At 62.8% G+C, this 22,231-nt stretch carries 22 protein-coding genes; 11 read left to right on the top strand and 11 right to left on the bottom strand.

What is annotated here, in order from left to right; translation table 11 throughout:
- Positions 1–153: 153 nt before the first annotated feature.
- Positions 154–489 carry a DUF3579 domain-containing protein gene (locus QCE79_RS11495; protein WP_244826156.1) on the top strand — a complete coding sequence of 112 codons (336 nt, stop codon included), beginning with the start codon at positions 154–156 and terminating at the stop codon, positions 487–489.
- A gap of 134 nt (positions 490–623) precedes the next feature.
- On the opposite strand, the gene rpsT is transcribed toward QCE79_RS11495, so the two are convergent.
- Complete coding sequence (gene rpsT / locus QCE79_RS11490; protein WP_244826155.1) at positions 624–902, bottom strand: 30S ribosomal protein S20; 279 nt, start codon at positions 900–902, stop codon at positions 624–626.
- A 499-nt stretch (positions 903–1,401) separates the two neighbouring features.
- On the opposite strand from rpsT, the gene murJ reads away from it, so the two are divergent.
- Positions 1,402–2,952, top strand: a complete 1,551-nt coding sequence (gene murJ, locus QCE79_RS11485; RefSeq protein WP_309844240.1) for a murein biosynthesis integral membrane protein MurJ — start codon at positions 1,402–1,404, stop codon at positions 2,950–2,952.
- Complete coding sequence (locus QCE79_RS11480; protein WP_309844237.1) at positions 2,952–3,797, top strand: SirB1 family protein; 846 nt, start codon at positions 2,952–2,954, stop codon at positions 3,795–3,797. The genes murJ and QCE79_RS11480 overlap by 1 nt, the downstream gene beginning before the upstream one ends.
- Positions 3,798–3,827: 30 nt before the next feature.
- Here the strand turns inward: QCE79_RS11480 and QCE79_RS11475 are convergent, their stop codons facing one another.
- The 5 genes from QCE79_RS11475 to lpxK all read right to left on the bottom strand — a co-directional run bounded on the left by QCE79_RS11475 (position 3,828) and on the right by lpxK (position 7,689).
- The gene (locus tag QCE79_RS11475) at positions 3,828–4,586 is read right to left on the bottom strand and encodes a 3-hydroxyacyl-CoA dehydrogenase (RefSeq protein WP_250509450.1); all 759 of its coding nucleotides are present in this window, start codon (positions 4,584–4,586) and stop codon (positions 3,828–3,830) included.
- Between the two features lie 150 nt (positions 4,587–4,736).
- Complete coding sequence (adk, locus tag QCE79_RS11470; protein WP_244826151.1) at positions 4,737–5,399, bottom strand: adenylate kinase; 663 nt, start codon at positions 5,397–5,399, stop codon at positions 4,737–4,739.
- 285 nt (positions 5,400–5,684) lie between these two features.
- Positions 5,685–6,476 carry a 3-deoxy-manno-octulosonate cytidylyltransferase gene (gene kdsB, locus QCE79_RS11465; protein WP_244826150.1) on the bottom strand — a complete coding sequence of 264 codons (792 nt, stop codon included), beginning with the start codon at positions 6,474–6,476 and terminating at the stop codon, positions 5,685–5,687.
- A gap of 9 nt (positions 6,477–6,485) precedes the next feature.
- On the bottom strand, positions 6,486–6,692 hold the full coding sequence (locus QCE79_RS11460) for a Trm112 family protein (RefSeq protein WP_244826149.1): 207 nt from the start codon (positions 6,690–6,692) through the stop codon (positions 6,486–6,488).
- Entirely contained in the window at positions 6,673–7,689 is a 1,017-nt protein-coding gene (gene lpxK, locus QCE79_RS11455) for a tetraacyldisaccharide 4'-kinase (protein WP_244826148.1), read from the bottom strand. Before lpxK ends, QCE79_RS11460 begins: the two co-directional genes overlap by 20 nt.
- A gap of 473 nt (positions 7,690–8,162) precedes the next feature.
- On the opposite strand from lpxK, the gene xseA reads away from it, so the two are divergent.
- From xseA to QCE79_RS11440, 3 genes are all read left to right on the top strand, one after another.
- Positions 8,163–9,530 carry an exodeoxyribonuclease VII large subunit gene (gene xseA / locus QCE79_RS11450; protein WP_309844231.1) on the top strand — a complete coding sequence of 456 codons (1,368 nt, stop codon included), beginning with the start codon at positions 8,163–8,165 and terminating at the stop codon, positions 9,528–9,530.
- Positions 9,531–9,728: 198 nt separating this feature from the next.
- Positions 9,729–10,310, top strand: a complete 582-nt coding sequence (locus QCE79_RS11445) for a superoxide dismutase (RefSeq protein WP_250465492.1) — start codon at positions 9,729–9,731, stop codon at positions 10,308–10,310.
- A 204-nt stretch (positions 10,311–10,514) separates the two neighbouring features.
- Positions 10,515–10,667, top strand: a complete 153-nt coding sequence (locus tag QCE79_RS11440) for a hypothetical protein (protein ID WP_244826145.1) — start codon at positions 10,515–10,517, stop codon at positions 10,665–10,667.
- 9 nt (positions 10,668–10,676) lie between these two features.
- On the opposite strand, the gene QCE79_RS11435 is transcribed toward QCE79_RS11440, so the two are convergent.
- From QCE79_RS11435 to QCE79_RS11425, 3 genes are all read right to left on the bottom strand, one after another.
- A complete protein-coding gene (locus tag QCE79_RS11435; protein ID WP_244826144.1) occupies positions 10,677–11,951 on the bottom strand; it encodes an EAL domain-containing protein in 1,275 nt (424 codons plus the stop codon).
- A gap of 281 nt (positions 11,952–12,232) precedes the next feature.
- Entirely contained in the window at positions 12,233–13,666 is a 1,434-nt protein-coding gene (gene mdtD / locus QCE79_RS11430) for a multidrug transporter subunit MdtD (RefSeq protein WP_309844228.1), read from the bottom strand.
- A gap of 19 nt (positions 13,667–13,685) precedes the next feature.
- Positions 13,686–14,432: a GntR family transcriptional regulator gene (locus tag QCE79_RS11425; protein ID WP_244826142.1), complete on the bottom strand. Its 747-nt coding sequence runs from the start codon at positions 14,430–14,432 to the stop codon at positions 13,686–13,688.
- Between the two features lie 256 nt (positions 14,433–14,688).
- Between QCE79_RS11425 and QCE79_RS11420 the strand changes: the two genes are divergently transcribed.
- Both QCE79_RS11420 and QCE79_RS11415 read left to right on the top strand, forming a co-directional pair.
- Positions 14,689–14,997: a type II toxin-antitoxin system RelE/ParE family toxin gene (locus QCE79_RS11420; protein ID WP_250492673.1), complete on the top strand. Its 309-nt coding sequence runs from the start codon at positions 14,689–14,691 to the stop codon at positions 14,995–14,997.
- A 3-nt stretch (positions 14,998–15,000) separates the two neighbouring features.
- Complete coding sequence (locus QCE79_RS11415; protein WP_250465486.1) at positions 15,001–15,306, top strand: addiction module antidote protein; 306 nt, start codon at positions 15,001–15,003, stop codon at positions 15,304–15,306.
- A 5-nt stretch (positions 15,307–15,311) separates the two neighbouring features.
- On the opposite strand, the gene QCE79_RS11410 is transcribed toward QCE79_RS11415, so the two are convergent.
- Entirely contained in the window at positions 15,312–16,526 is a 1,215-nt protein-coding gene (locus tag QCE79_RS11410; protein ID WP_309844224.1) for an MFS transporter, read from the bottom strand.
- 352 nt (positions 16,527–16,878) lie between these two features.
- Between QCE79_RS11410 and xdhA the strand changes: the two genes are divergently transcribed.
- Genes xdhA through xdhC form a run of 3 tightly spaced genes read left to right on the top strand, consistent with a single transcriptional unit; the run spans position 16,879 to position 21,284 of the window.
- Positions 16,879–18,402: a xanthine dehydrogenase small subunit gene (gene xdhA, locus QCE79_RS11405; protein WP_309844221.1), complete on the top strand. Its 1,524-nt coding sequence runs from the start codon at positions 16,879–16,881 to the stop codon at positions 18,400–18,402.
- A gap of 15 nt (positions 18,403–18,417) precedes the next feature.
- Positions 18,418–20,781 (top strand): xanthine dehydrogenase molybdopterin binding subunit, encoded by a 2,364-nt coding sequence (gene xdhB, locus QCE79_RS11400; protein WP_309844219.1) that lies wholly within the window; start codon positions 18,418–18,420, stop codon positions 20,779–20,781.
- The gene (gene xdhC / locus QCE79_RS11395) at positions 20,778–21,284 is read left to right on the top strand and encodes a xanthine dehydrogenase accessory protein XdhC (protein ID WP_244826133.1); all 507 of its coding nucleotides are present in this window, start codon (positions 20,778–20,780) and stop codon (positions 21,282–21,284) included. Before xdhB ends, xdhC begins: the two co-directional genes overlap by 4 nt.
- A 9-nt stretch (positions 21,285–21,293) precedes the next feature.
- Here the strand turns inward: xdhC and QCE79_RS11390 are convergent, their stop codons facing one another.
- Positions 21,294–22,214 carry an AraC family transcriptional regulator gene (locus tag QCE79_RS11390; protein WP_244826132.1) on the bottom strand — a complete coding sequence of 307 codons (921 nt, stop codon included), beginning with the start codon at positions 22,212–22,214 and terminating at the stop codon, positions 21,294–21,296.
- Between the last annotated feature and the right edge of the window lie 17 nt (positions 22,215–22,231).

Below are 22,231 nucleotides of genomic sequence, written 5' to 3'. Positions count from 1 at the left end.
CCGTCTTCAGGGTGCGGGCGTGGCCAAGTCGGAAATTTTCTGTGACTGCCGCGTTCAGAGCCGCTAGTGCCTGCCAATGCAGGGCTCGTGGTTTCCGCGTCCGGTCGGCGCGTTCGCCGGTGTGCATCACCGGCTGTCAAAAGGTAATGCTACATGGCTGAATCATCCCCTACCGAGTACTTCATACAAGGCATCACCAAGAGCGGGCGCACGTTTCGGCCAAGCGACTGGTCCGAGCGCCTGTGCGGAGTGATGTCGGCTTTTGGGCCGGGGAAGAAAGGGCCGAACGCGCGCCTGCAATATTCCATCTATGTGCGGCCGACCATCATCGGGGACATCAAGGTCGTCATTCTCGACTCGCGCCTGCGCGACATCGAGCCAATGGCTTTCGACTTCGTGCTGAACTTCGCGAAGGACAACGATCTGGTCGTGACCGAGGCATGCGAGCTGCCGCCGCATCACGGCACGCAGACGCAGCAGAAGCGTTAATCAGCGCTGTGGACCGACGAAAAAAAGCCCGCGTTTGCGGGCTTTTTCTTTACTGCGCAGCGGAAACAGGAAGCTGCTTCCAGTCAACTGCGGCAATGCATTGCATGCGCGCGTTTTCCGGAAGCAAGCCGGAATTACTGGGCAGCGGGGGCCTGCAAGCCCTTGATGGCTGCGGCCAGGCGGCTCTTATGACGAGCAGCCTTGTTCTTGTGGACGATCTTCTTGTCCGCGATGATGTCGATCGTCTTGACCGACGACTTGAACAATTCGGCTGCCTTGGCTTGGTCGCCGGCGTCGATCGCCTTGCGAACTGCCTTGATGGCCGTGCGGAACTTCGAGCGCAGCGCCGAGTTGTGCGAGTTGGCTTTGGCACCCTGACGGGCGCGCTTGCGAGCTTGTGCGGTATTTGCCATGACGGTTCCTTATCCTGTTTCTGCTGTTACTTGTCTGGAGCGCGTTACCCTTGTCTCGATGACTCCGGCGTCTTGCCAGGAGCGCCCGAAATGAGCACGAGAGGGCGATTCTTAACGCACTGCCTATGATCGGAATTCCCGGGAACGATTGCCCGAGAGCCTTGAAACTTGGCCTGACAGCGTGAATCTTGCTGTCGACTCTATGCCATTTCCACGTGTCTCCCTTGTCTCCCTTGCCTGTTAGGCAAGAAATGACATGAAGCGCCGAACTGTGCGAACTGTAAGTGTGTCACGACTGCGTGGATTGTAGCAGTGCGCGAAAGCCGAGCTTCGAAACCCGCGATTATAGCAAGCAAATACGAGATGTGACAAGAAAAGCCTCGCTCTGACGCCATTGCGCCGCAAATTCGATGCAATGGGTCAAAGTGACGTGCGCGAACGCCGATGCGGCCGCCGCGATCCGAAGCGCATCGCGCACGCCCCGTATAATAAGCGCCCCATGAATCTATTCCGAGCCCTCCTGACGGTCAGCGGCTTCACGCTTTTGTCGCGCGTGACCGGCCTGATCCGCGAAACGCTGATCGCCCGTGCCTTCGGCGCCAGTCTCTACACCGACGCGTTCTATGTCGCGTTCCGCATACCGAACCTGCTGCGGCGTCTGTCCGCGGAAGGCGCGTTCGCGCAGGCGTTCGTTCCTATCCTCGCCGAGTTCAAGAACAGTCAAGGTCACGATCCGACCAAGGCGCTCGTCGATGCCATGTCCACCGTGCTCACATGGGGCCTCGTCGTGCTGTCGCTCGTCGGCATGGCCGGCGCGAGCTGGGTCGTCTTCGCGGTCGCGTCCGGCCTGAAGCACGATGGCCAGGCGTACGTCCTTGCCGTTGAGATGACGCGGATCATGTTCCCGTACATCATCTTTATCTCGCTGACGACGCTCGCCTCGGGCGTGCTCAATACGTACAAGCAGTTTTCGTTGCCCGCGTTCGCGCCGGTGCTCCTGAACGTGTCGTTCATTTTCGCGGCGGTGTTCGTCGCGCCGCATCTGAAAGTGCCGGTGTACGCGCTGGCCTACGCGGTGATCGCGGGTGGCGCGTTGCAGTTCCTCGTGCAGTTTCCGGGGCTGCGGAAGATCGACATGGCGCCCCGCATCGGACTCAACTTCTTGCAGGCGCTGCGGCATCCGGGCGTGAAGCGCGTGCTGCTGAAGATGGTGCCCGCCACGTTCGCGGTGTCGGTCGGACAACTGAGCCTCATCATCAACACGAATATCGCGTCGAATATCGGGCAGGGCGCGGTGTCATGGATCAACTACGCCGACCGGCTGATGGAGTTTCCCACCGCGCTCCTCGGCGCGGCGCTCGGCACGATCCTGCTGCCGAGTCTCTCGAAAGCCCACGTCGATGCCAACAACGACGAGTATTCCGCGCTGCTCGACTGGGGTTTGCGCATCACCTTTCTGCTCGCGGCGCCGAGCGCGGTCGCATTGTTCTTCTTCGCCGAACCGCTCACCGCGACGCTCTTTCACTACGGCAAGTTCGACAGCCATTCCGTCGTGATGGTCGGCCGCGCGTTGTCGGCGTATGGCATCGGGCTGATCGGGCTGATCCTCATCAAGATCCTGGCGCCGGGCTTCTACGCGAAGCAGGACATCAAGACGCCGGTGAAGATCGCCATTGGCGTGCTCATCATGACGCAGGTGAGCAACTACATCTTCGTGCCGATCTTCTCGCACGCGGGTCTTACGCTCTCTATCGGCCTCGGCGCGCTCGCGAACGCACTGCTGTTGTTCATCGGCTTGCGGCGCCGGCAGATCTATAAGCCGTCGCCGGGCTGGCTGCTATTCTTCGTGCAGATGATCGGGGCATGCCTCGTGCTGGCTGGAACCATGCACTGGGTCGCTGGCAACTTCGACTGGATCGCCATGCGCGCAACGCCGTTCACGCGGATCGCGTTGCTGGGTGCGAGCCTTGTCGTGTTCGCCGCGTTATATTTCGGTATTCTGGCGGCGATGGGCTTCAAATACGCCTATTTCAAGAGACGAACGCTTTGATGACGACAACGCGTATCCTCGATTACTTCACTTCGCTCGTGGCGGACGACGAGAGTCTTCCGCTCACGGAAGCGGCTTTGTCGCTTGCGCAGGACGCGTATCCCGATCTCGACATGCAAGCGGTGCTCGCGGAGATCGACGAACTCGTCGTGCGGGCGCGCCGCCGCATGCCCGACGACGCGGACATGAAGCAAAAGGTCGAGGCGCTCAATCGTTATTTCTTCCGCGAGCTGGGTTTCTCGAGCAACCTCAACGATTACTACGACCCGGACAACAGCCATCTGAACGTGGTGTTGCGACGGCGTCGCGGCATTCCGATTTCGCTTGCGGTGATCTATCTGGAAATGGCCGATCAGCTCGGTCTGCCCGTGCGCGGCGTGTCGTTTCCCGCGCATTTCCTGCTGCGTGTCTCGACGCCCGATCACGATCTCATGCTCGATCCGACCACCGGCCAGACGCTTTCCGAAGCGCAGATGGTCGAAATGCTGGAGCCGTACGTGCAGCGCGTGGGCGAATCCATTGGCAGCGCGTTGCGCGTGTTGTTGCAGCCTGCGACGCGCCGCGAGATCGTCGCGCGCATGCTGCGCAATCTGAAAAGCATCTACTTGCAGACGGAGCGCTGGCAGCGCTTGCTCGCCGTGCAGCAGCGGCTCGTCATCGTGTTGCCGGGAAGTATCGAGGAAGTGCGCGACCGTGGTTTTGCCTACGCGCGGCTCGATTATCTGCGTCCGGCGCTCGAAGATCTGCAGCGTTATCTGGAAGATCGTCCCGATGCGGAAGATGCAACCGTCGTCGAAACCGAGTTGCATGAACTGAGGCAGCGCACGCAGCACGACGGCGACTAAGAACGGCGGAGCGATCCGCCGTTTTTTTGCTTACTTCGGCTGCATGCGAATTGCGCCGTCGAGACGGATGACTTCGCCGTTGAGCATCGGGTTATCGAAAATCTGTTTGACGAGCAGCGCGTATTCGTTCGGCTTGCCAAGACGTGGCGGGAACGGAACCATGGCGCCGAGCGCGTCCTGTACGTCTTGTGGCATGCCGAGCAGCATCGGCGTTTCGAAGAGACCAGGCGCGATGGTCATCACGCGGATACCGTTTCTCGACAAATCGCGCGCGATGGGCAACGTCATGCCGGCCACGCCGCTCTTGGACGCGGCATAGGCCGCCTGACCCATTTGCCCGTCGAACGCCGCGACCGACGCCGTATTCACGATCACCCCGCGTTCGCCCGTTTCGTTGGGCGCGTTCTTCGACATGACCTCGGCCGCGAGCCGGATCATGTTGAACGTGCCGATGAGATTAACCGCGATGACCTTGCTGAACAGATCGAGCGGATGCGGCCCGTCGCGGCCCACCGTCTTCGATGCCGGCGCGATGCCCGCGCAATTCACCAGTCCACGCAGAGTGCCGCGTTGCGTGGCGGCTTCGATGGCGCGCTGGCCGTCGCTCTCCTGACTGACATCGCATTTGACGAACTCGCCGGACAACTCCTTCGCCAGCGCGGCGCCCGCCGCTTCGTTCATGTCCGCGATGACGACCGTTCCGCCTAGCCCGGCGACGAGCCGCGCGGTGGCCTCACCCAGGCCGGACGCGCCGCCGGTGATCAGAAAAACGTTGCCTTGTATCTCCATGTCTCTTCTCCTTGATATGAGGAAGTGCTGCATTCGCGGCCCTCGTGAGGCCGTTCGATTTTATGGCTCGCCGTTTTAGCTTGGCGAGGAAGTTTGAAGGCGTAAAAAAACCCGCTCGGCGAAGAGCGGGTTTTCCGTGACGCGGGCAAGTTACTTCAAAGCATCGAACACGCGCGTGCGAATTTCATCGACCGCGCCGAGCCCGGAAATCTTGCGATATTCCGGCGCCTTCAGCCCGTTCGTTTCACCGCGCTTCGCCCAGTCGTTGTAGTACGCGATGAGCGGCTTGGTCTGCGCTTCATACACGTCGAGCCGCTTCTTCACGGTTTCTTCCTTGTCGTCGTCGCGCTGGATCAGCGGCTCGCCGGTGACGTCGTCCGTCATGTCGTTCTTCGGCGGATTGAACTTGACGTGATACGTGCGGCCCGACGCCGCGTGGACGCGACGCCCGCTCATACGCGTGATGATCTCGTCGAACGGCACGTCGATTTCCAGCACGTAGTCGATTACGACAGCCGCGTTCTTCATGGCTTCCGCTTGCGGAATGGTGCGCGGGAAACCGTCGAACAGATAGCCGTTCTTGCAGTCGTCCGCGAGCAGCCGCTCCTTTACGAGATTGATGATGAGCGTGTCCGGCACGAGCTCGCCCGCGTCCATATAGCCCTTGGCCTCGACGCCGAGCGGCGAGCCCGCCTTCACGGCCGCGCGCAACATGTCGCCGGTCGAGATCTGCGGAATGCCGAACTTTTCCTTGATGAAGTTTGCCTGGGTGCCCTTGCCCGCGCCGGGTGCGCCCAACAGGATCAAACGCATGGTGATATCTCCGAATCGTCTAGAAACCGCGCGGCGAGTCTGAATCTGCATCCGGTGGCCAGGCTCGCGCGGCGTCGACGACAGAGCGCGCAGCCGATTCGAAAGTCGGCGCGGCACCCGCGGACAGCGGCGCAACGTTGAGCGTGGCGCTGACCGGAAGGCTCGCGCAATCGCTTGATTATGCCACGGCTCATTACGAACGCGGCCGTAATAACGGCGATAGAAATCGCTGTGATTCCCGCCGCGCAAGCGTTTGGCGGGGGTATACACGGGTTGTGCGAGCTTTCAGCCGGCGCTGGAAAAGAGCGCCTGGACGCGCGCGAGATCGGCGGGTGTATCGACGCCCGGTGCAGGTGTTTCATGCGTGACGCGCACCGCGATGCGCTCGCCATGCCACAACGCGCGCAGCTGTTCGAGCGCCTCGGCGGCTTCGATGGGCGCTTGCGCGAGGTTCGGAAACTCGCGCAGGAACTTCGCGCGATACGCGTACAGGCCAATATGCCGCAGCACGTTTTCGGGCACCGCGGGCAGCGCCGAAAGCGCGGCGACGTCCGGCCAATGCGATTGCCATGCGTCGCGCGTCCAGGGAATGGGCGCGCGCGAGAAGTAGAGCGCGACGCTCTTCGCATCGAGCACGACTTTCACGACATTCGGATTGAACACGTCGGCGGGATCGTGAATGGGATGCGCGGCCGTGGCGATTGCGCATTCGGGATGCGCCGCGAGATGCGCGGCGACATCGCGCACGAGTTGCGGGTCGATGAGCGGCTCGTCGCCCTGAACGTTCACGACGATGGCGTCGTCGGGCCAGTTCAGACGCGTCGCTACTTCGGCGAGACGGTCGGTGCCGGTGGGGTGATCCGAGCGCGTGAGCATCACTTCGATGCCGTGATCGCGCGAAGCCTCGACCACGCGATCGGAGTCGGTTGCGACGATCACCTGGCTCGCGCCGGACTCGCGCGCGCGTTCGGCGACGCGCACGACCATCGGCTTGCCGCCGATATCGGCGAGTGGTTTGTTCGGCAGCCGCGTGGAAGCAAGACGCGCCGGAACGACGGCGATGAACGGCACGGACATGATCGGACCTTACGCGCCGCCAACCGGCTTCAACGGCTCGACCGGCGTGCCTTCCACCGTTTGACGCGCTTCGTCGACGAGCATCACGGGAATGCCGTCGCGAATGGGATAAGCAAGCTTGTCCGCGCTGCAGACGAGCTCCTGCGCCGCGCGGTCATAGGTGAGCGGACCCTTGCAGATCGGGCAGACGAGGATTTCAAGCAGACGTGCGTCCACGGAGTTTCTCCACAACTAGAGCGATGAGGCGAGGCCTGAGCACGGCTTGCACGGGAACGACCCAGATGCGCGCATCACGCCAGGCCCCAAATTTTACTGCATCCTTCTCGGTGATCAGGATGGCGTCGGCTTTCACGTCCTCGAAAGGATTCTCGCGATACGAATAGTGATCGGGGAACGCGCGCGTGCCAGGCGTGATGCCGGCGGCGCGCAAGGTCGCGAAGAAGCGCTCGGGCGAACCGATGCCCGCGGCGGCGACCACTTTCTCGCCTGCGAACTGCGCGAGCGGACGGCGCACCGATGGATCGTCGAGCAGCCAGGCATCGCCCGATTCGAGTTCGAGCGCGAAGGTGTTGGGCCACGGCGGCAAGGTGCGGTCGTAGGGGCTGTTGATGAGCGTCGCGTCGCGATGGCGCGACATCGGTTCGCGCAACGGGCCGGCGGGCAGCAGGAAGCCGTTGCCGCCGAGGCGGTCGTCGAATACGACGAGCTCGAACACGCGCGCGAGCCGATAGTGCTGCAGGCCGTCGTCGGACACGATGACATCGACTTCGGGATGCGCCTCGACCAGCGCACGCGCCGCCGCCACGCGATCCGGGCACACGAAGACCGGCGCGTGAGTGCGGCGCGCGATCAACAGCGGCTCGTCGCCGACTTGCGCGGCGGCCGAGGTCGGCGCGACGCTCGTCGGCTTCGCGATCTTCGCGCCGTATCCGCGCGAAACGACGCCCGGCTGATGCCCTGCCGCGCGCAGAGCCTCGACGAGCGCGATGACTGTCGGCGTCTTGCCCGTGCCACCGACCGTCACGTTGCCGACGACGACCACCGGCACGCCGACATCGACGCGCTTGATCCAGCCGAGTTCGAAGAACGCTCGGCGCGTCGCGGCAATCGCGCCGAAGATGCAGGCGAAGGGCGTGAGCGCCCACGCAACGGGACCGCGCTTGCGCCATTCGCGTGCGAAAAAGTTTTCGATGGGCGGTTTGAAGTCAGACATGGTCCGCCTTCGCGACGATGGCGTTTGAGCCGGTCAACGGGTGAAGCTTGGCGCGCAACGGCAACTCCTTCTATACGGTCAGCGTTGAACGGAATGCATGGCCGGCGATGTTTGCTACGCAGGGTCAGGCCGGTGCTCGAACCCCGGACTCTATCGCGCGGACGGCCTCGACGCCAGCCGGTTAGCCAAACGGCCGAGGGCACGCGCCTGTGGATAACTCTGTGAAAAACTCGCGGCCGAAGAGCAGCGATTCCGCGTCAGGAAAGAGTTGCTTCGGATAATGCAGACATAAGACGAATATAAGCGAGTTAAATCAACGAGTTGCAACGTACTCAAAGGCTCGCCGGGGTGCTTGCGATCAGCAAGCGGTAAGTCTTTCTGTGTGGACACTTGCTACACTGGCGTACCTTATCCGGCGGATCTTGTCCATCAGTCAGATGGTTCTTCCGGCCCGATCTTTCGCTTTCTCGCCCATGACTCCCGATTCTTTGATGCCGCAAGGCAGCGATGCCGTCATCCCCGTTTCCGTGCTCAATCGTGCGATCAACACGATGCTCGAACGGTCGTTTCCGCTCGTGTGGGTATCGGGCGAAGTCTCGAACTTCACGCGCGCCGCGAGCGGACACTGGTACTTCTCGATCAAGGATGCGGGCGCGCAGATGCGCTGCGTGATGTTTCGCGGCCGCGCGCAATACGCCGAATTCACGCCGCGCGAAGGCGACAAGATCGAGGTGCGCGCGCTCGTCACCATGTACGAGCCGCGCGGCGAACTGCAACTCAACGTGGAAGCGGTGCGGCGCACGGGGCAGGGGCGGCTTTTCGAGGCATTTCTGCGGCTGAAGGCGCAGCTCGAAAGCGAAGGCTTGTTCGCGGCGGAACGCAAGCGCGCGCTGCCGACGCATCCGCGTGGCATAGGCATCGTGACATCGCTGCAAGCGGCGGCGTTGCGCGACGTGTTGACGACACTCGCGCGCCGCGCGCCACATGTGCCGGTCGTCGTTTATCCCGCGCCGGTGCAAGGAACGGGCGTCGGCGCGAAGCTCGCGGCCATGGTCGAAGCGGCGAGCGCGCGGCGCGAAGTCGATGTGCTGATCGTGTGCCGGGGCGGCGGGTCCATCGAAGATTTATGGGCGTTCAACGAGGAAGTGCTCGCGCGCGCGATCGCGGCGAGCAGCGTGCCGGTGGTGAGCGGCGTCGGCCATGAGACCGACTTCACGATCGCCGATTTCGCCGCCGACATGCGCGCGCCGACGCCGACCGCCGCTGCCGAACTCGTCAGTCCGCAGCGCGTGGTGTTGCTGCAGGAACTGGATCAGCGTCACGCGGCGCTCGCACGAGGTTTTGGCCGGACGATGGAGCGTCGCGCCCAAGAACTCGACTGGCTCGCGCGCCGCCTCGTGAGTCCCGCCGAGCGTCTGGCAAGGCAACACGTGCATCTGCGGCAACTGGCGAGCCGGCTCGCCGCGGCGGGCGCCCGCCCGGTTCGCGATGCACGCGCGCATTTCGCGCTGGTGCAGTATCGATGGCAACGCAGAAGGCCGGATGTCGCGACGCAGATCGAGCATCTCGGCCGTTTGGCCGAGCGCATGCAGCGTGCGCGCGAGCGTCGTCATGAGCGTGCGAACGCGCGTGTGTCCGAGCTTGCGGCGCGCTTGCAGGTGCTGAGTCCGCAGCGCACGTTCGAGCGCGGTTACGCCGCCCTGATCGATACCCAAACCGGCCGTGCGCTGCGCGCGCCGAACGCACTCAAACCGAAGCGTCCGATGACCGTGCATCTCGCGGAAGGCTCTGCCGATGTCCTTCTCGCCGATGTCCAGCCGCGTTTGTCCGACGAATTCTGATGGCCTCGACACCGGCCTTTTGACGAAGCCGCCAAGTGCCGCAGGAGCACTTTTGACGCTGCATTCAAGCTTTGGAAAGCAATCTTGCTCATAAAGGCAGGCGGTTTGCGGGGTTATCCCAAGTCGCCTACAATCCATTGCTCCAGCGCTTCACTCCCCACAGTCCCTACAAATCACATAGAAAAGGAAGCTGCAATCATGGAACATACCCTCCCGCCGTTGCCGTTCGACAAGAACGCGCTTGCTCCGCACATGTCGGAAGAAACGCTCGAGTATCACTATGGCAAGCATCACCAGACCTATGTGACGAACCTCAACAAGCTGATTCCGGGCACCGAATTCGAGAACCTTCCGCTCGAAGAGATCGTGAAGAAGTCGTCGGGCGGCGTGTTCAACAACTCGGCGCAAGTCTGGAATCACACGTTCTTCTGGAACAGCCTGTCGCCGAACGGCGGCGGCGCACCGACGGGCGCGCTGGCTGATGCGATCAACGCCAAGTACGGCTCGTTCGACAAGTTCAAGGAAGAGTTCGCCAAGGTCGCGACCGGCACGTTCGGTTCGGGCTGGACGTGGCTCGTGAAGAAGACGGACGGCTCGCTCGATATCGTCTCCACCAGCAACGCCGCCACGCCGCTCACGACGGATGCCAAGCCGCTCGTGACCATCGACGTGTGGGAACATGCTTATTACATCGATTACCGCAACGCGCGTCCGAAGTTCATCGAAGCGTATTGGAACATCGTGAATTGGGACTTCGCTTCGAAGAATTTCGGGGCTTAAGGCTTAAGGCTTACGGTTTGCGCCAATCCCGCATCGTCGTTCGCGATGTCGGATCGAACGAAAAGCCCTCTACGGAGGGCTTTTTGCATGGCGAGGAACGTTCGCGCGTCGGCGGTTTCTGCGTCTTGCCGCCGGGAAATCTAGAATGTCGCTTTGATCGGCCGTGCCGCATCGCTTGGGTCGGCCCTCACGCGTGATATCACGATGAAACGCTTTCTCGCCCTCTGTCTCGCCGCATGGTCCGCTGCGGCGCTTTTATATTTCGGACGCCATTCCACCGCGTTGATCGTGCTGTCCGGCGTGCTCGCGCTTGCAGGGTTCGATATCGTCAAGCCCGACGCCGAGCGCCGGTCGTAATCCCGCGATTCAGCGCCGCCGCGGCACCGCTTCCCAGTTGATATCGACGCATAGCACCTGCAAGCCATACGGCGTCTGCGCGGCGATGGATGCCGTCACGCAAAGATGCGCCTCGTTGATGGACAGATACGGCGCGGTCAACTGCACGCGTCCTGGCGCGCGCAACGCCTCGATGAAATACGGCCGACGCTCCCAGCTCGCGCCTTCCGAATGCAGCAGCGGACTGAAACGCTTCGCGCGCTGCGATGTACGCACGACCGGCACGACGTTATCGCCGATCTGCCGGCCTTCCTGATCGAGCAGAAAACAGCGCGCCGTATCGACCAGTTGCAGCAGCTCGCTCGTCGCGGCGGCCAGCGTTTCGCCTTCCATGAGCTTGACTGCCGCGCGTTCGAGGCCGCTCACGTAGGGTTCGAGACGCGCGGCTTGCGCCCGGTCGCGCGCGCCCACGCGTTCGCGCGACGCAGCCGACAACGCATCCATCACGCCCGCGGCGACTTGCGGATGCACGGCATCGACGCTCGGCTGCGCGAAGTACGCGCCCTGCACGAAATCGACATTGCATTCGAGCGCGATCAGCGCGTCGCGCTCGGTCGCGAGGCCGCCCATCAACACGAGTTGCCCGGATTCATGCAGCAGCGATACGAGCCGGGGCAACACACGCTCGATATGCGAATGCTCGGTCGCCTGCTGGAGAATGCAGCGGTCGAGCGTCACGATGTCAGGCCGCAACTGCCACACGCGATCGATATTCGAATGCTTCACGCCGAAGCCATCCAGCGCGATCAGAAACCCCGACTTGCGCATGGAGTCGATGATTTCGGTGAAGCGCGTCGTCTCGCCGCCCGCCTGTTCGGGCACTTCCAGCACCACGCGTTGCGGCGGCAAGCCGATGTCCTTCAACGCGGCGAGGAGCGCGTCGCCGTAGCTCGTGTCCATCAGCGCGGCGGGGTGGAGGCTCAGAAAGAGCCATTCGTCGTGGCTGTCGAACGCGTTGAAGTTGCCCAGATGAAGGGACTCGGCCAATCGTCCCAGTTCCAGAAGATCGCCGCGCCGTGCCGCCTGGGTGAACACTTCGTGTGACGGTACATGACGATGTGTCTCGTCCCGTGCACGCAAGGACGCGTGATAGCCGATCGCACGCCGATGCGACACCGAGAACACCGGCTGAAACACGCTGAACACGGTGTACTCGCCGTACAGCACGGTGCGACGCGAGCCGTCATCGCCCGCGACGGGACGCGGAGACTGGAAGCGGGGTGGATCGATGTCAACCATGCTCATGGTGTCGAGGGCCGGGCAATTTACTTAATGAGACAGTTTACAAGATCGGGCACATCACGTTCGAGCAAAAAGCGTGCGAATTCAATGTGCAAGCGGGGGAGCGCGATTAATCGGCGCGCTTTTGTGTGTACATTGGCTCGGCGCACGGCCGGACGGTAATGCACGATGCGGCGGCATGCCGCTTGAAGGTTGTGTAGCGGTGCTGTCCGCACTCTGTCGGTGCGAAACGCACAATCGGATGGCGCGGCGGAAATTTTCGGCCGAGCCGACGAAACCCCGCTTTAGTTCGCCTCGGAAGGATCTGTCTTTCGCTTCGTCGAGCGCACTTCCGGCGCAAGCTGTCCGAAAATCCACGCCGTTGCCGCCGTGATGATGCCCACGCAAAGGAAGGTTGCGTGAAACGCGGGCAGCGAATTGGTTTCCGTCACGCGCGTGAGGATGCCGGTGAAGGTGGCGAGGATCGCGCCGGCGATGGTCACGCCAAGGCTCATCGACAGCATCTGCACGAGCGAAAACAGACTATTGCCGCTGCTCGCGCCGCCGGTGCCGAGGTCTTTCAGCGTGAGCGTGTTCATGGCGGTGAACTGCATCGAGTTGACGCCGCCGAAGATCGCCAGTTGCACGAGACGCAGCCAAAGCGGCTGATGTTCGCTCGTGAGTCCGAAGCTCGCCATCATCAGCCCGACGAGCACGGTGTTCACGACCAGCACGCGCCGATAACCATGCTTTTCGATCAGCCGCGTCACGAGCCGCTTGCACAGCATGCCGGCCGCGGCGACCGGCAGCATCATCATGCCCGCCTGAAACGGCGTATAGCCGAGGCTCACCTGCAAGAGCAGCGGGATCAGATAAGGCATCGCGCCGCTGCCGATGCGCGCGAAGAGATTGCCGAGCAGGCCGACGCTGAACGTGTGGATCTTGAACAGATCGAGCGAGAAGATGGGTTGCGCGGCGCGCGTTGCATGCAAACCATAGGCGACGAAGCATCCGAGGCTCAACACCAGCAACACGATGACGATGGCATGCGGCAGACCGAGATCGGCCAGGCCATCGAGCGAGATCGTCAGCGCGACCATGCCGACTGCGAGCAGCAGATAGCCGGCAAGATCGAAGGGCGCGGTGGCGGGATTGCGGCTATCGGGCAAAAACATCTTGGTCGCGATGCAGCCCACCACACCCACCGGCAGGTTGATGAGGAAAATCCAGTGCCACGACGCGATCTGCACGAGCCAGCCGCCGAGCGTTGGCCCGATGAGTGGCCCGATAAGCCCTGGAATCGCGACGAACGCGAGCGCCGACAAATAGCGTTCGGCGGGAAACACGCGCAACACGGCCAGACGTCCGACTGGCAACAGCATCGCGCCGCCGATGCCTTGCACGACGCGGAACGCGACCAGCGCCGTCAGCGACTGCGCGTTCGCGCACAAGAGCGAGCCGATGGTGAACACGAGAATCGCGCTGAAGAACACGCGCTTCGTGCCGAGCTTGTCGGCGAGCCAGCCGGACACGGGGATCATCATCGCCATCGTGAGCGAATAGCCGATCACGACGCCTTGCATGCGCAGCGGCGCTTCGCCGAGACTTTTCGCCATCGCGGGCAAGGCCGTGTTGACGATGGTCGAGTCGAGCGTCTGCATGAAGAAGCCCGTGGCGACGAGCCACAGCATGACGGTGAGTGAGCGTTCCGAAGGCGGCGTGGCGGCGATGTCGGTCATGGGCGCGTCGGCGCGTGAGTCACTTGCGCAACTCGGCGACGAAGTCGTAGTAGTCGTTGCGGCAGTAGGTGTCGGTGAGTTCGATCGCGCGTTGATCGGCGGTATAGCCTACGCGCGTGATGAGCAAAAGCGCGTCGTGCGGCGCGATGCCCATTTGCTGCGCGATCTCCGCGCTCGCGTTCACCGCGCGAAAGTGCTGCAACGCGCGCACGATCGAGAGGCCGCGCGTGTCGAGATAACTGTAGAGCGAGTCGCCGATGACCAACGGATCGGGAATGAGCGAGGCCGGAAACGTGGAGTTTTCGACCGCCATGACGATGTCGTCGGCGAGACGCAGGCGCTTAAGGCGTGTGACGGCGGCGGCGGGCGAGAGGCCGAGTTGAATGACTTCGTCGCGATTGGCAGGCTCGATCTTGCGCGAGAGCCATTGCGAGCTCGGCGTAAAACCTCGGCGGCGTAGCATCTCCGAGAAGCTCGACAGACGCGAGAGCGGGTCTTCGTAGCGCGGCGTGATGAAGCTGCCCGCGCCTTGTTCACGGCGAATCAGCCCTTGTTCGACGAGCAACGCGATGGCTTTCCTCGATGTGATCCGCGAGACGCCCAGCGCTTCGGACAGCACACGCTCGGAGGGCAGGGCTTCGCCTGCGTTCCAGCGATTGTCGTGGATGGCGTTGGCGAGCTTGCGTGCGAGTTGCAGATAGAGCGGAGTGTCGCTGTCCGGGTCCGGGCGCAGGTCACGCCAGCGGTCTTCCGAGGTCTGGTTCATAAAGCGGACGCTTGTGGGCCGAGCGGTGATTTTAAGGCAAAGGTGTGCGGATCGTTCGGGGGTTTTTGATGAGCGGCGCGATGGCTCGGCGGCTGGCCTCTAGCGGCGATCGATTCGAGACTTACTCCCTGACGCGGGTGGCGACTTTTACGGTGTCCCTGCGAAAAATAGACAGAGGCAAATCCTTGCCGTGAACTTCTTATTAGATAGACTGACCTGTCAACTGTGGTTGACGGTTTGTGAACCATGGATTACGATGACTTCCAGGCTTAACATTCGGACCACGGAGCTTTTTGACGACTGGTTCGTTGCATTGAAGGACCGCATCGCAAAACGCCGAATTCAAGCTCGTATCGACCGACTCGCGTCGGGCAATCCAGGCGACACTAACTCGGCCGGCTCACCGGTGATTGAAATGCGGATCGATCATGGACCAGGCTATCGTGTTTATTACGTTAATCGTGGAGACGTGTTGGTGATCCTGCTATGTGGGGGCGATAAGTCGACTCAAGACAGAGACATCAAGTCCGCACACGCCATGCTGCCTCACCTGGACATGGAGTAATCAATGACCCCAACCAAGATCAAAACTCGTCCCTGGGACTCGGTCGAGCACCTTAAGACCGAGGAGGACCTTGCTGAGTATTTCGATGCATGTCTTCAAGAAGGCGGCGACGATTCCGCGTTTATCGCACACGCGCTTGGCGTGATTGCGCGAGCGCGCGGCATGGCGCAGGTGGCGCGCGATACAGGCATCAGCCGCGAAGGGCTTTACAAAGCGCTCTCGGAAGACGGCAACCCCAGCTTCGCAACCATCCTCAAAGTAGTCAAAGCCCTCGGCCTGCAATTGCATGGCTCGAAAGCCGGCGCCTGATCAACTCACGCCGTTGCGGGCCCACCTAGACCGCGCCCGCCACGCATATAAAGCGCCACCGACAAGCCCACCGCCAACGCCGCAGCCAGCGCGGCAAACAAGAACACCGACCCGTATCCAAACTCGCCAGCGACATAACCCGCCAACGGCCCGGTCAATCCCAGCGACAAGTCCAGAAACACCGAGTAGGCCGACAACGCCGCGCCGCGCGAAGCCGGCGGCACGAGTCCCACCGCCTCGACGCCCAGCGCCGGAAACACGAGCGCGAAGCCGAAGCCGGTCAACGCAGCGCCTGCCAGCGCGAATGTCGGCTCGGCTGCGAGCCATAGCATCAGCAAGCCCGCGCATTCGAAACAGAACGAGACAATCGCCACGCGGAAGCCGCCATACACCTTGATCGTGTTGGCGAACAAAAGCCTCGCGCCGACGAACGTCGTGCCGAACACCGTGAGCGACAGCGCCGCGTGCGGCCAGTTGTGCGCGGCATAGAAGAGGGTTATGAAAGTCGCAATGGAACCGAAGCCCGCCGAACCCAGCGCAAGCCCGATCCCGTGCGGCAGCACGCGGAAGAACACGCTGCGGTACGACATGCGCTCGCCATGCACCACCGGCACGCTTTCCATGCGCTTCGCGAGCCAGTAACCGAGGCCGCCCAGCGCGATCACGATGAGCGCAAGCGCGGAAAAGCCCAGCGAATTGTCGATCGCCACGCCGAGCGGCGCGCCGATAGCCAGCGCGCCGTATGTCGCAATACCGTTCCACGAAATCACTTTTGCGTTGTGCGAGACGCCCACGCGGCCGATTCCCCACGTGATCGATCCCGTGCCGACGAGACTTTCGCCGACTCCGAGCACGAGCCGCGCGATCACCAGCAGCACGAGACTCACCGCATGCCACTGCGTCGCGAGCGCGGAGGTCAGGAGCATTGCGCCGCTGATCGCGCAGGCCACGAGACCGTAGAGCACGGTTTGCTTGGGGCCGGCGGTATCGGCTGAACGACCGGCGAGCGGCCGCGACAATAAGGTGGCGAAGTACTGAACGCTGATCGCGGCGCCCGCCATCACCGAGCCGTAGCCCAGCTCCGTGTGCACGAAGCCCGGCAAGACCGCCAGCGGAATGCCGATGGTCAGATAGCAAAGGAACGTGTACACGACGACCGACACGATTCGAAGCGTGACGGCGAAGTCGCCTTGCGGCGCGGTGGCGGGTTGGGTGGACATAGAAAGGCGCGGGTTACTACGGGGTTGATTTCGACGCGAAAGCGTGATTGTCACATAGCTTGCGACCCGATGTCGCGCCAGTTTTGTAACCACGTGGTCCAAATTGCCTGTCCGAACGGTCGGGCGGCATGTCGGGAAGCCGCGCTGCTTAAGGGTTTCACGACTTATCGCGATGGGAGTATGTCGTACATGCAATGTCGCCTATGGGTTCCGGATTTTGGCGGTGATAGCTTTCGAATCATCGAAGCGCTAGGAGTAATCCGAGAAAGCGCCGGAACCATCCGAAGCCACCGGCTGCGCACTCCGCGCAACCAGCAAAAAGAATCATCGAAGCCCCGCGAGACAGAATTTCATGACCCAGCCGATCCGCTTTTACCATCGCAATGCGATCCGCGAAGTAAGCGGCGCGTCGACCACGCGCACCGTCCTGCAATACCTGCGCGAAGACGCGCGCTGCACCGGCACCAAGGAAGGTTGCGCCGAAGGGGATTGCGGCGCGTGCACGGTCGTCATCGGTGAGCCGGACGGCGCGGGCGGCGTCGCGTTCAAGGCGGTCAACGCGTGCGTGCAGTTTCTGCCGACGCTCGACGGCCGCGCGCTCTTCACTGTCGAAGACCTGCGCCAGCCGGATGGTTCGCTGCATCCGGTGCAGCAGGCGCTCGTCGATTGTCACGGTTCGCAGTGCGGGTTCTGCACGCCCGGCTTTGCCATGTCGATGTTCGCGCTCTACGAAAAGCATGGTCATGCAACGCAAGGCTGTGCGCAGGCTTGCGACAAAACGCGGCCGTCGCGCCAGGAGATCAGCAACGCGCTGACCGGCAATCTGTGCCGCTGCACGGGGTATCGGCCGATCATCGAGGCTGCCGAGCAGATGTTCGATCACGCGCCGCTCGCGCCGTTGAACGTCGAGGCGCTGGCGCGTTCGCTCGACGGCATCGCGCGTGACGACACTTTCCACTACGAGCACGCGGGCCGCCAGTTCGACGCACCGCGCACCGTCGACGCGCTTGCGCAACTCAGAGCCGAAAAGCCCACGGCGCGCATTCTCGCGGGCAGCACGGACGTCGGCTTGTGGGTGACGAAGCAGTTGCGCGATCTCGGCGACATCGTCTATGTCGGACAGATCGAGGCGCTCAAGCATGTCGAGACGACCGAGGAGTGGATCCAGATCGGCGCGGGCGTGTCGGTCGAGCGCGCGTATGCCGAACTCGTGAAGACGTATCCCGAACTCGAAGAGACGCGTCAGCGCTTCGCCTCGCTGCCCATCCGCAATGCGGGCACGCTCGGCGGCAACGTCGCCAACGGCTCGCCCATCGGCGATTCGATGCCCGGTCTCATCGCGTTGAACGCACGCGTCGTGTTGATGAGCGTCGATGGCCCGCGCGAGATGCCGCTCGAAGATCTCTACATTGCATATCAAAAGAAGGACATGGCGGAGAACGAGTTCGTCGCCGCCATCCGCGTGCCGACGCGCGGCGACCAGCGCGCGAAGCTGCAATTTCGCGCCTATAAGCTCTCGAAGCGCTTCGATTCGGACATTTCCGCGGTGTATGCCGCGTTCTCGTTTATCGCGGATGGCGACACGATCCGCGAGCCGCGTCTCGTCTTCGGCGGCATGGCCGCGACACCCAAGCGCGCCACGCACGCCGAAAGCGTGCTCGCCGACGCGCACTGGCATGAAGCCACCGCGCAGGCCGCGATGCTCGCGCTCGGCAAGGACTACGCGCCGCTCACCGACATGCGCGCGAGCAGCGACTATCGGCTGGATACCGCGAAGAGCGTGCTGTATCGATTCTGGCTGGAGACGCGCCCGCACAATCCGATGCCCAAGTCGAAGCTGGATGTGCGTGCAATCGAACTCGTCGAAGTGAAGTAAGGAGCCGATAAGAACATGAACCAACAAGCCGAAGCCTTTCTCGCCGAAGCCCAGTCGCTCGCCAACGAAGCCGACGATTTCAAGCAGGTCCACGTTTCGCGTCCGCACGAGTCGGCGCATCTGCATGTGAGCGGGCGCGCGAGCTATACGGACGACATCCCCGTCGTCGCGGGCACGCTGCACGCCGCGCTCGGCATGAGTCCGAAGGCGCACGCGAAGATCGTGTCGATGAACTTCGACGCCGTGCGCGCCACGCCCGGCGTCGTCGCCGTCTTCACCGCCGAGGACATCCCGGGCGTGAACGACTGCGGCCCGATCATCCACGACGATCCGGTGCTCGCGCCGGGTATCGTGCAATACGTCGGGCAGCCGATGTTCATCGTCGTCGCGACGTCGCACGATACGGCGCGGCTCGCGGCGCGTCGCGCGAACATCGAATACGAGGAATTGCCGGCCGTGCTGACCGCCGAAGACGCGCGCAAAGCCGAATCCTACGTGCTGAATCCGCTCAAGCTCTCGCGCGGCGATGCAGCGAGCCGTCTGCAAAAAGCCGCGCATCACGAACGCGGCGCGATGAAGCTCGGCGGTCAGGAACAGTTCTATCTCGAAGGACAAATCGCGTATGCCGTGCCGAAGGACGACGACGGCATGCACGTGTACTGCTCGACGCAGCATCCGACCGAAATGCAGCATCTGGTGGCGCACGTGCTTGGCGTGCATTCGCACAACGTGCTGGTCGAATGCCGGCGCATGGGCGGCGGCTTTGGCGGCAAGGAATCGCAGTCGGGCATTTTCGCGTGCTGCGCCTCGCTTGCCGCGTGGAAGCTCTTGTGCCCGGTGAAGCTGCGTCCGGACCGCGACGACGACATGATGATCACCGGCAAGCGCCATGACTTCCAGTACGACTTCGAAGTCGGCTACGACGATCGCGGCGTGATCGACGGCGTCGCGCTCGACATGACATCGCGTTGCGGTTTCTCGGCGGACCTTTCCGGCCCGGTGATGACACGCGCGGTCTGCCACTTCGACAGTGCGTACTGGCTCGCGGATGTGAAGATCGAAGGGTATTGCGGCAAGACCAACACGCAGTCGAACACCGCGTTTCGCGGCTTCGGCGGGCCGCAGGGCGCGTTCGCCATCGAGTACATCATGGACAACATCGCGCGGTCGGTCGGTCGCGATTCGCTGGATGTGCGCTTCGACAATCTGTACGGCAAAACGGAAAACAACAAGACGCCTTACGGACAAACCGTCGAAGACAACGTGCTGCAGGAGTTGATTGGTGAGCTGGCCGAGTCGAGCGAGTATCGGCGTCGCCGCGAAGCCGTGCGCGAGTTCAATGCGAACAACGAGATCCTGAAGAAAGGACTGGCGCTGACGCCAGTGAAGTTCGGCATCGCGTTCAACGTGACGCACTTCAATCAGGCCGGCGCGCTGGTTCATATATATACCGATGGCTCGATGCTCGTGAACCACGGCGGCACCGAGATGGGCCAAGGTTTGAACACGAAAGTCGCGCAGGTGGTCGCGCATGAACTCGGCGTGGATTTCGGCCGCGTGCGCGTGACGGCGACCGACACGAGCAAGGTGGCGAATACATCGGCGACGGCGGCTTCCACCGGCACCGATCTGAACGGCAAGGCCGCGCAGGACGCCGCGCGTCAACTGCGCGAGCGGCTCGCGAAATTCGCGGCGGAAAAGTTCGGCGGCGGCAAGGTGGAAGCGTCGCAAGTGCGCTTTGCGAACGACCGCGTGATCGTCGGGGAAGATGTCATTCCGTTCGGCGAGATCGTGCAGAAGGCCTACCTCGCACGCGTGCAGTTGTGGTCCGACGGCTTTTACGCCACGCCCAAGCTCTACTGGGATCAGGCGACCATGCAGGGCCGTCCGTTCTTCTACTACTCGTATGGCGCGGCGGTCGCGGAAGTGGTGATCGACACGCTCACGGGCGAAATGCGCGTGCTGCGCGCGGATGCCTTGCACGACGTGGGCGCATCGCTGAATCCGGCGCTCGATGTTGGCCAGGTCGAAGGCGCGTTCGTGCAGGGCATGGGCTGGCTCACGACCGAGGAACTCTGGTGGAATCAGAACGGCAAGCTGATGACGCACGCGCCGTCCACCTACAAGATTCCGACGATCAACGACATGCCGCCTGATTTTCGCGTGTCGCTCTTCAAGAACCGCAACGCGGAAGACAGCATCCATCGCTCGAAGGCGGTGGGCGAGCCGCCGTTGCTGCTGCCGTTTTCGGTGTTCTTCGCGATTCGCGACGCCGTATCCGCCGTGGGCGATCACAAGGTGAATCCGCCGCTGAACGCGCCCGCGACCGCCGAAGAAATTCTTAAGGCAGTGAACGCGGTGAGGCGCGCGCGGACATGATGCATATCGTTCTGTTCGGCGCGGGTCACGTCGGCCACGCGCTCGTGAAAGTGCTCGGCACGCTGCCGTGCGTCGTCCAATGGGTCGACGCGCGCGACGAACTTTTCCCCGACGAAGTTCCCGCGAACGTACAGGTCGAAGCCACGGATCTGCCCGACGCCATCGTCGATGAAGCGCCGGCGGGCGCGTATTTCATCGTGATGACGCACGATCACTCGCTCGACTTTTCGTTGACGCAGCGGATCATGCGCCGCGAGGACTTTGCGTACTTCGGCCTCATCGGCTCGAAGACCAAGCGCGTGAAGTTCGAGAGGCGCCTGATGGAGCGCGGGCTTTCGGCGGAGCGTCTGCCGGAAATCACGTGTCCGATCGGCGTCGAGGGAATCGTCGATAAAGCGCCGGGTTCGATCGCGCTGGCGGTGGCGGCGCAGTTGCTGCGCGTGAGGGAAATGACGGCGCGGCTCGGTTTGCCGGCGCTCAAGGCGGCGCGGTTGGCCGCCTGAAACGCGGATTCAGCTCAGGCCGTTCGTCTGCCGGAAACGACCCGGCGCCACGCCGTACAACTCCTTGAATCGCTTCGAGAAAGCCGCCTCGGACTGATAGCCCACGTCCGCGGCGACATCCGCGACGCTTTTCCTCGTGTGCATGAGCATGGTGCTCGCAAGCTGCATGCGAACGTGGCTCAGCAACGCGAGCGGCGAGCTGTCCGAATGCGCCGAGAACGCGCGCATGAAGGTGGCGCGCGACATCGCCGCTTCCTTCGCCAGCATTTCGAGCGTCCACGGATCGGCAGGCCGTTCGAGCATGGCGATCACCGCCGCGCCCAGACGCCGGTTCGCCAGCAAGCCCAGCACGCCCGCGAGCGACGGCTGCTCGGTGAGCCATGCACGCAGCACCATCGTGAAAAGCGCGGTGGAGAGCGCCGTGACGATCGACGGCGCACCGGGCTGCGCTTCCTCCGCCTCGCGCCGCATGGCCGCGACGAGCGGCCCGAGATAGGGCGCCGATGCATTCGTGAACGACACGTGCACGAAGTCGGGCAACACGTCGATGAGAAGGGCGCGCGGCGCATACAGAAAGCGTCCGCACAACAAATCCAGCGCCGCTTCCCGACCGTCCACATTGGTCCGCACCGTGATGGCGCCGTTATCGCGCGAAGTCATGGCGCCGATTTTCTCGCTGGCATCGACGGGACCGACGCTCACCACGTGTGCATCGGCGCGCGGCAGCATGAAGATATCGCCCGCGTTCAACGCGACGCTCGCATGTCCCTTGCGCTCTACCGTGCACGCACCTTCCAGCACGACGTGATAGAGCGCCTCACCTGGCGCACCCGGCGCGTGGTCGAGTTCGAGCGGCCCGGCAAGCAGGCAGCGGAGATCGAGCGCACCGGAAAGGCGCGCAAGCTGAATGAGTCGATCGAGGGCGTCCATGCGCGAAAGAATAGTTC

Origin of the sequence: Caballeronia sp. LZ003, assembly GCF_031451465.1 — a bacterium.
In the GTDB taxonomy this organism is placed as follows: domain Bacteria; phylum Pseudomonadota; class Gammaproteobacteria; order Burkholderiales; family Burkholderiaceae; genus Caballeronia.
Note: the sequence above shows the minus strand (reverse complement) of the source record. Positions and strands in the feature narration are given on the sequence as shown.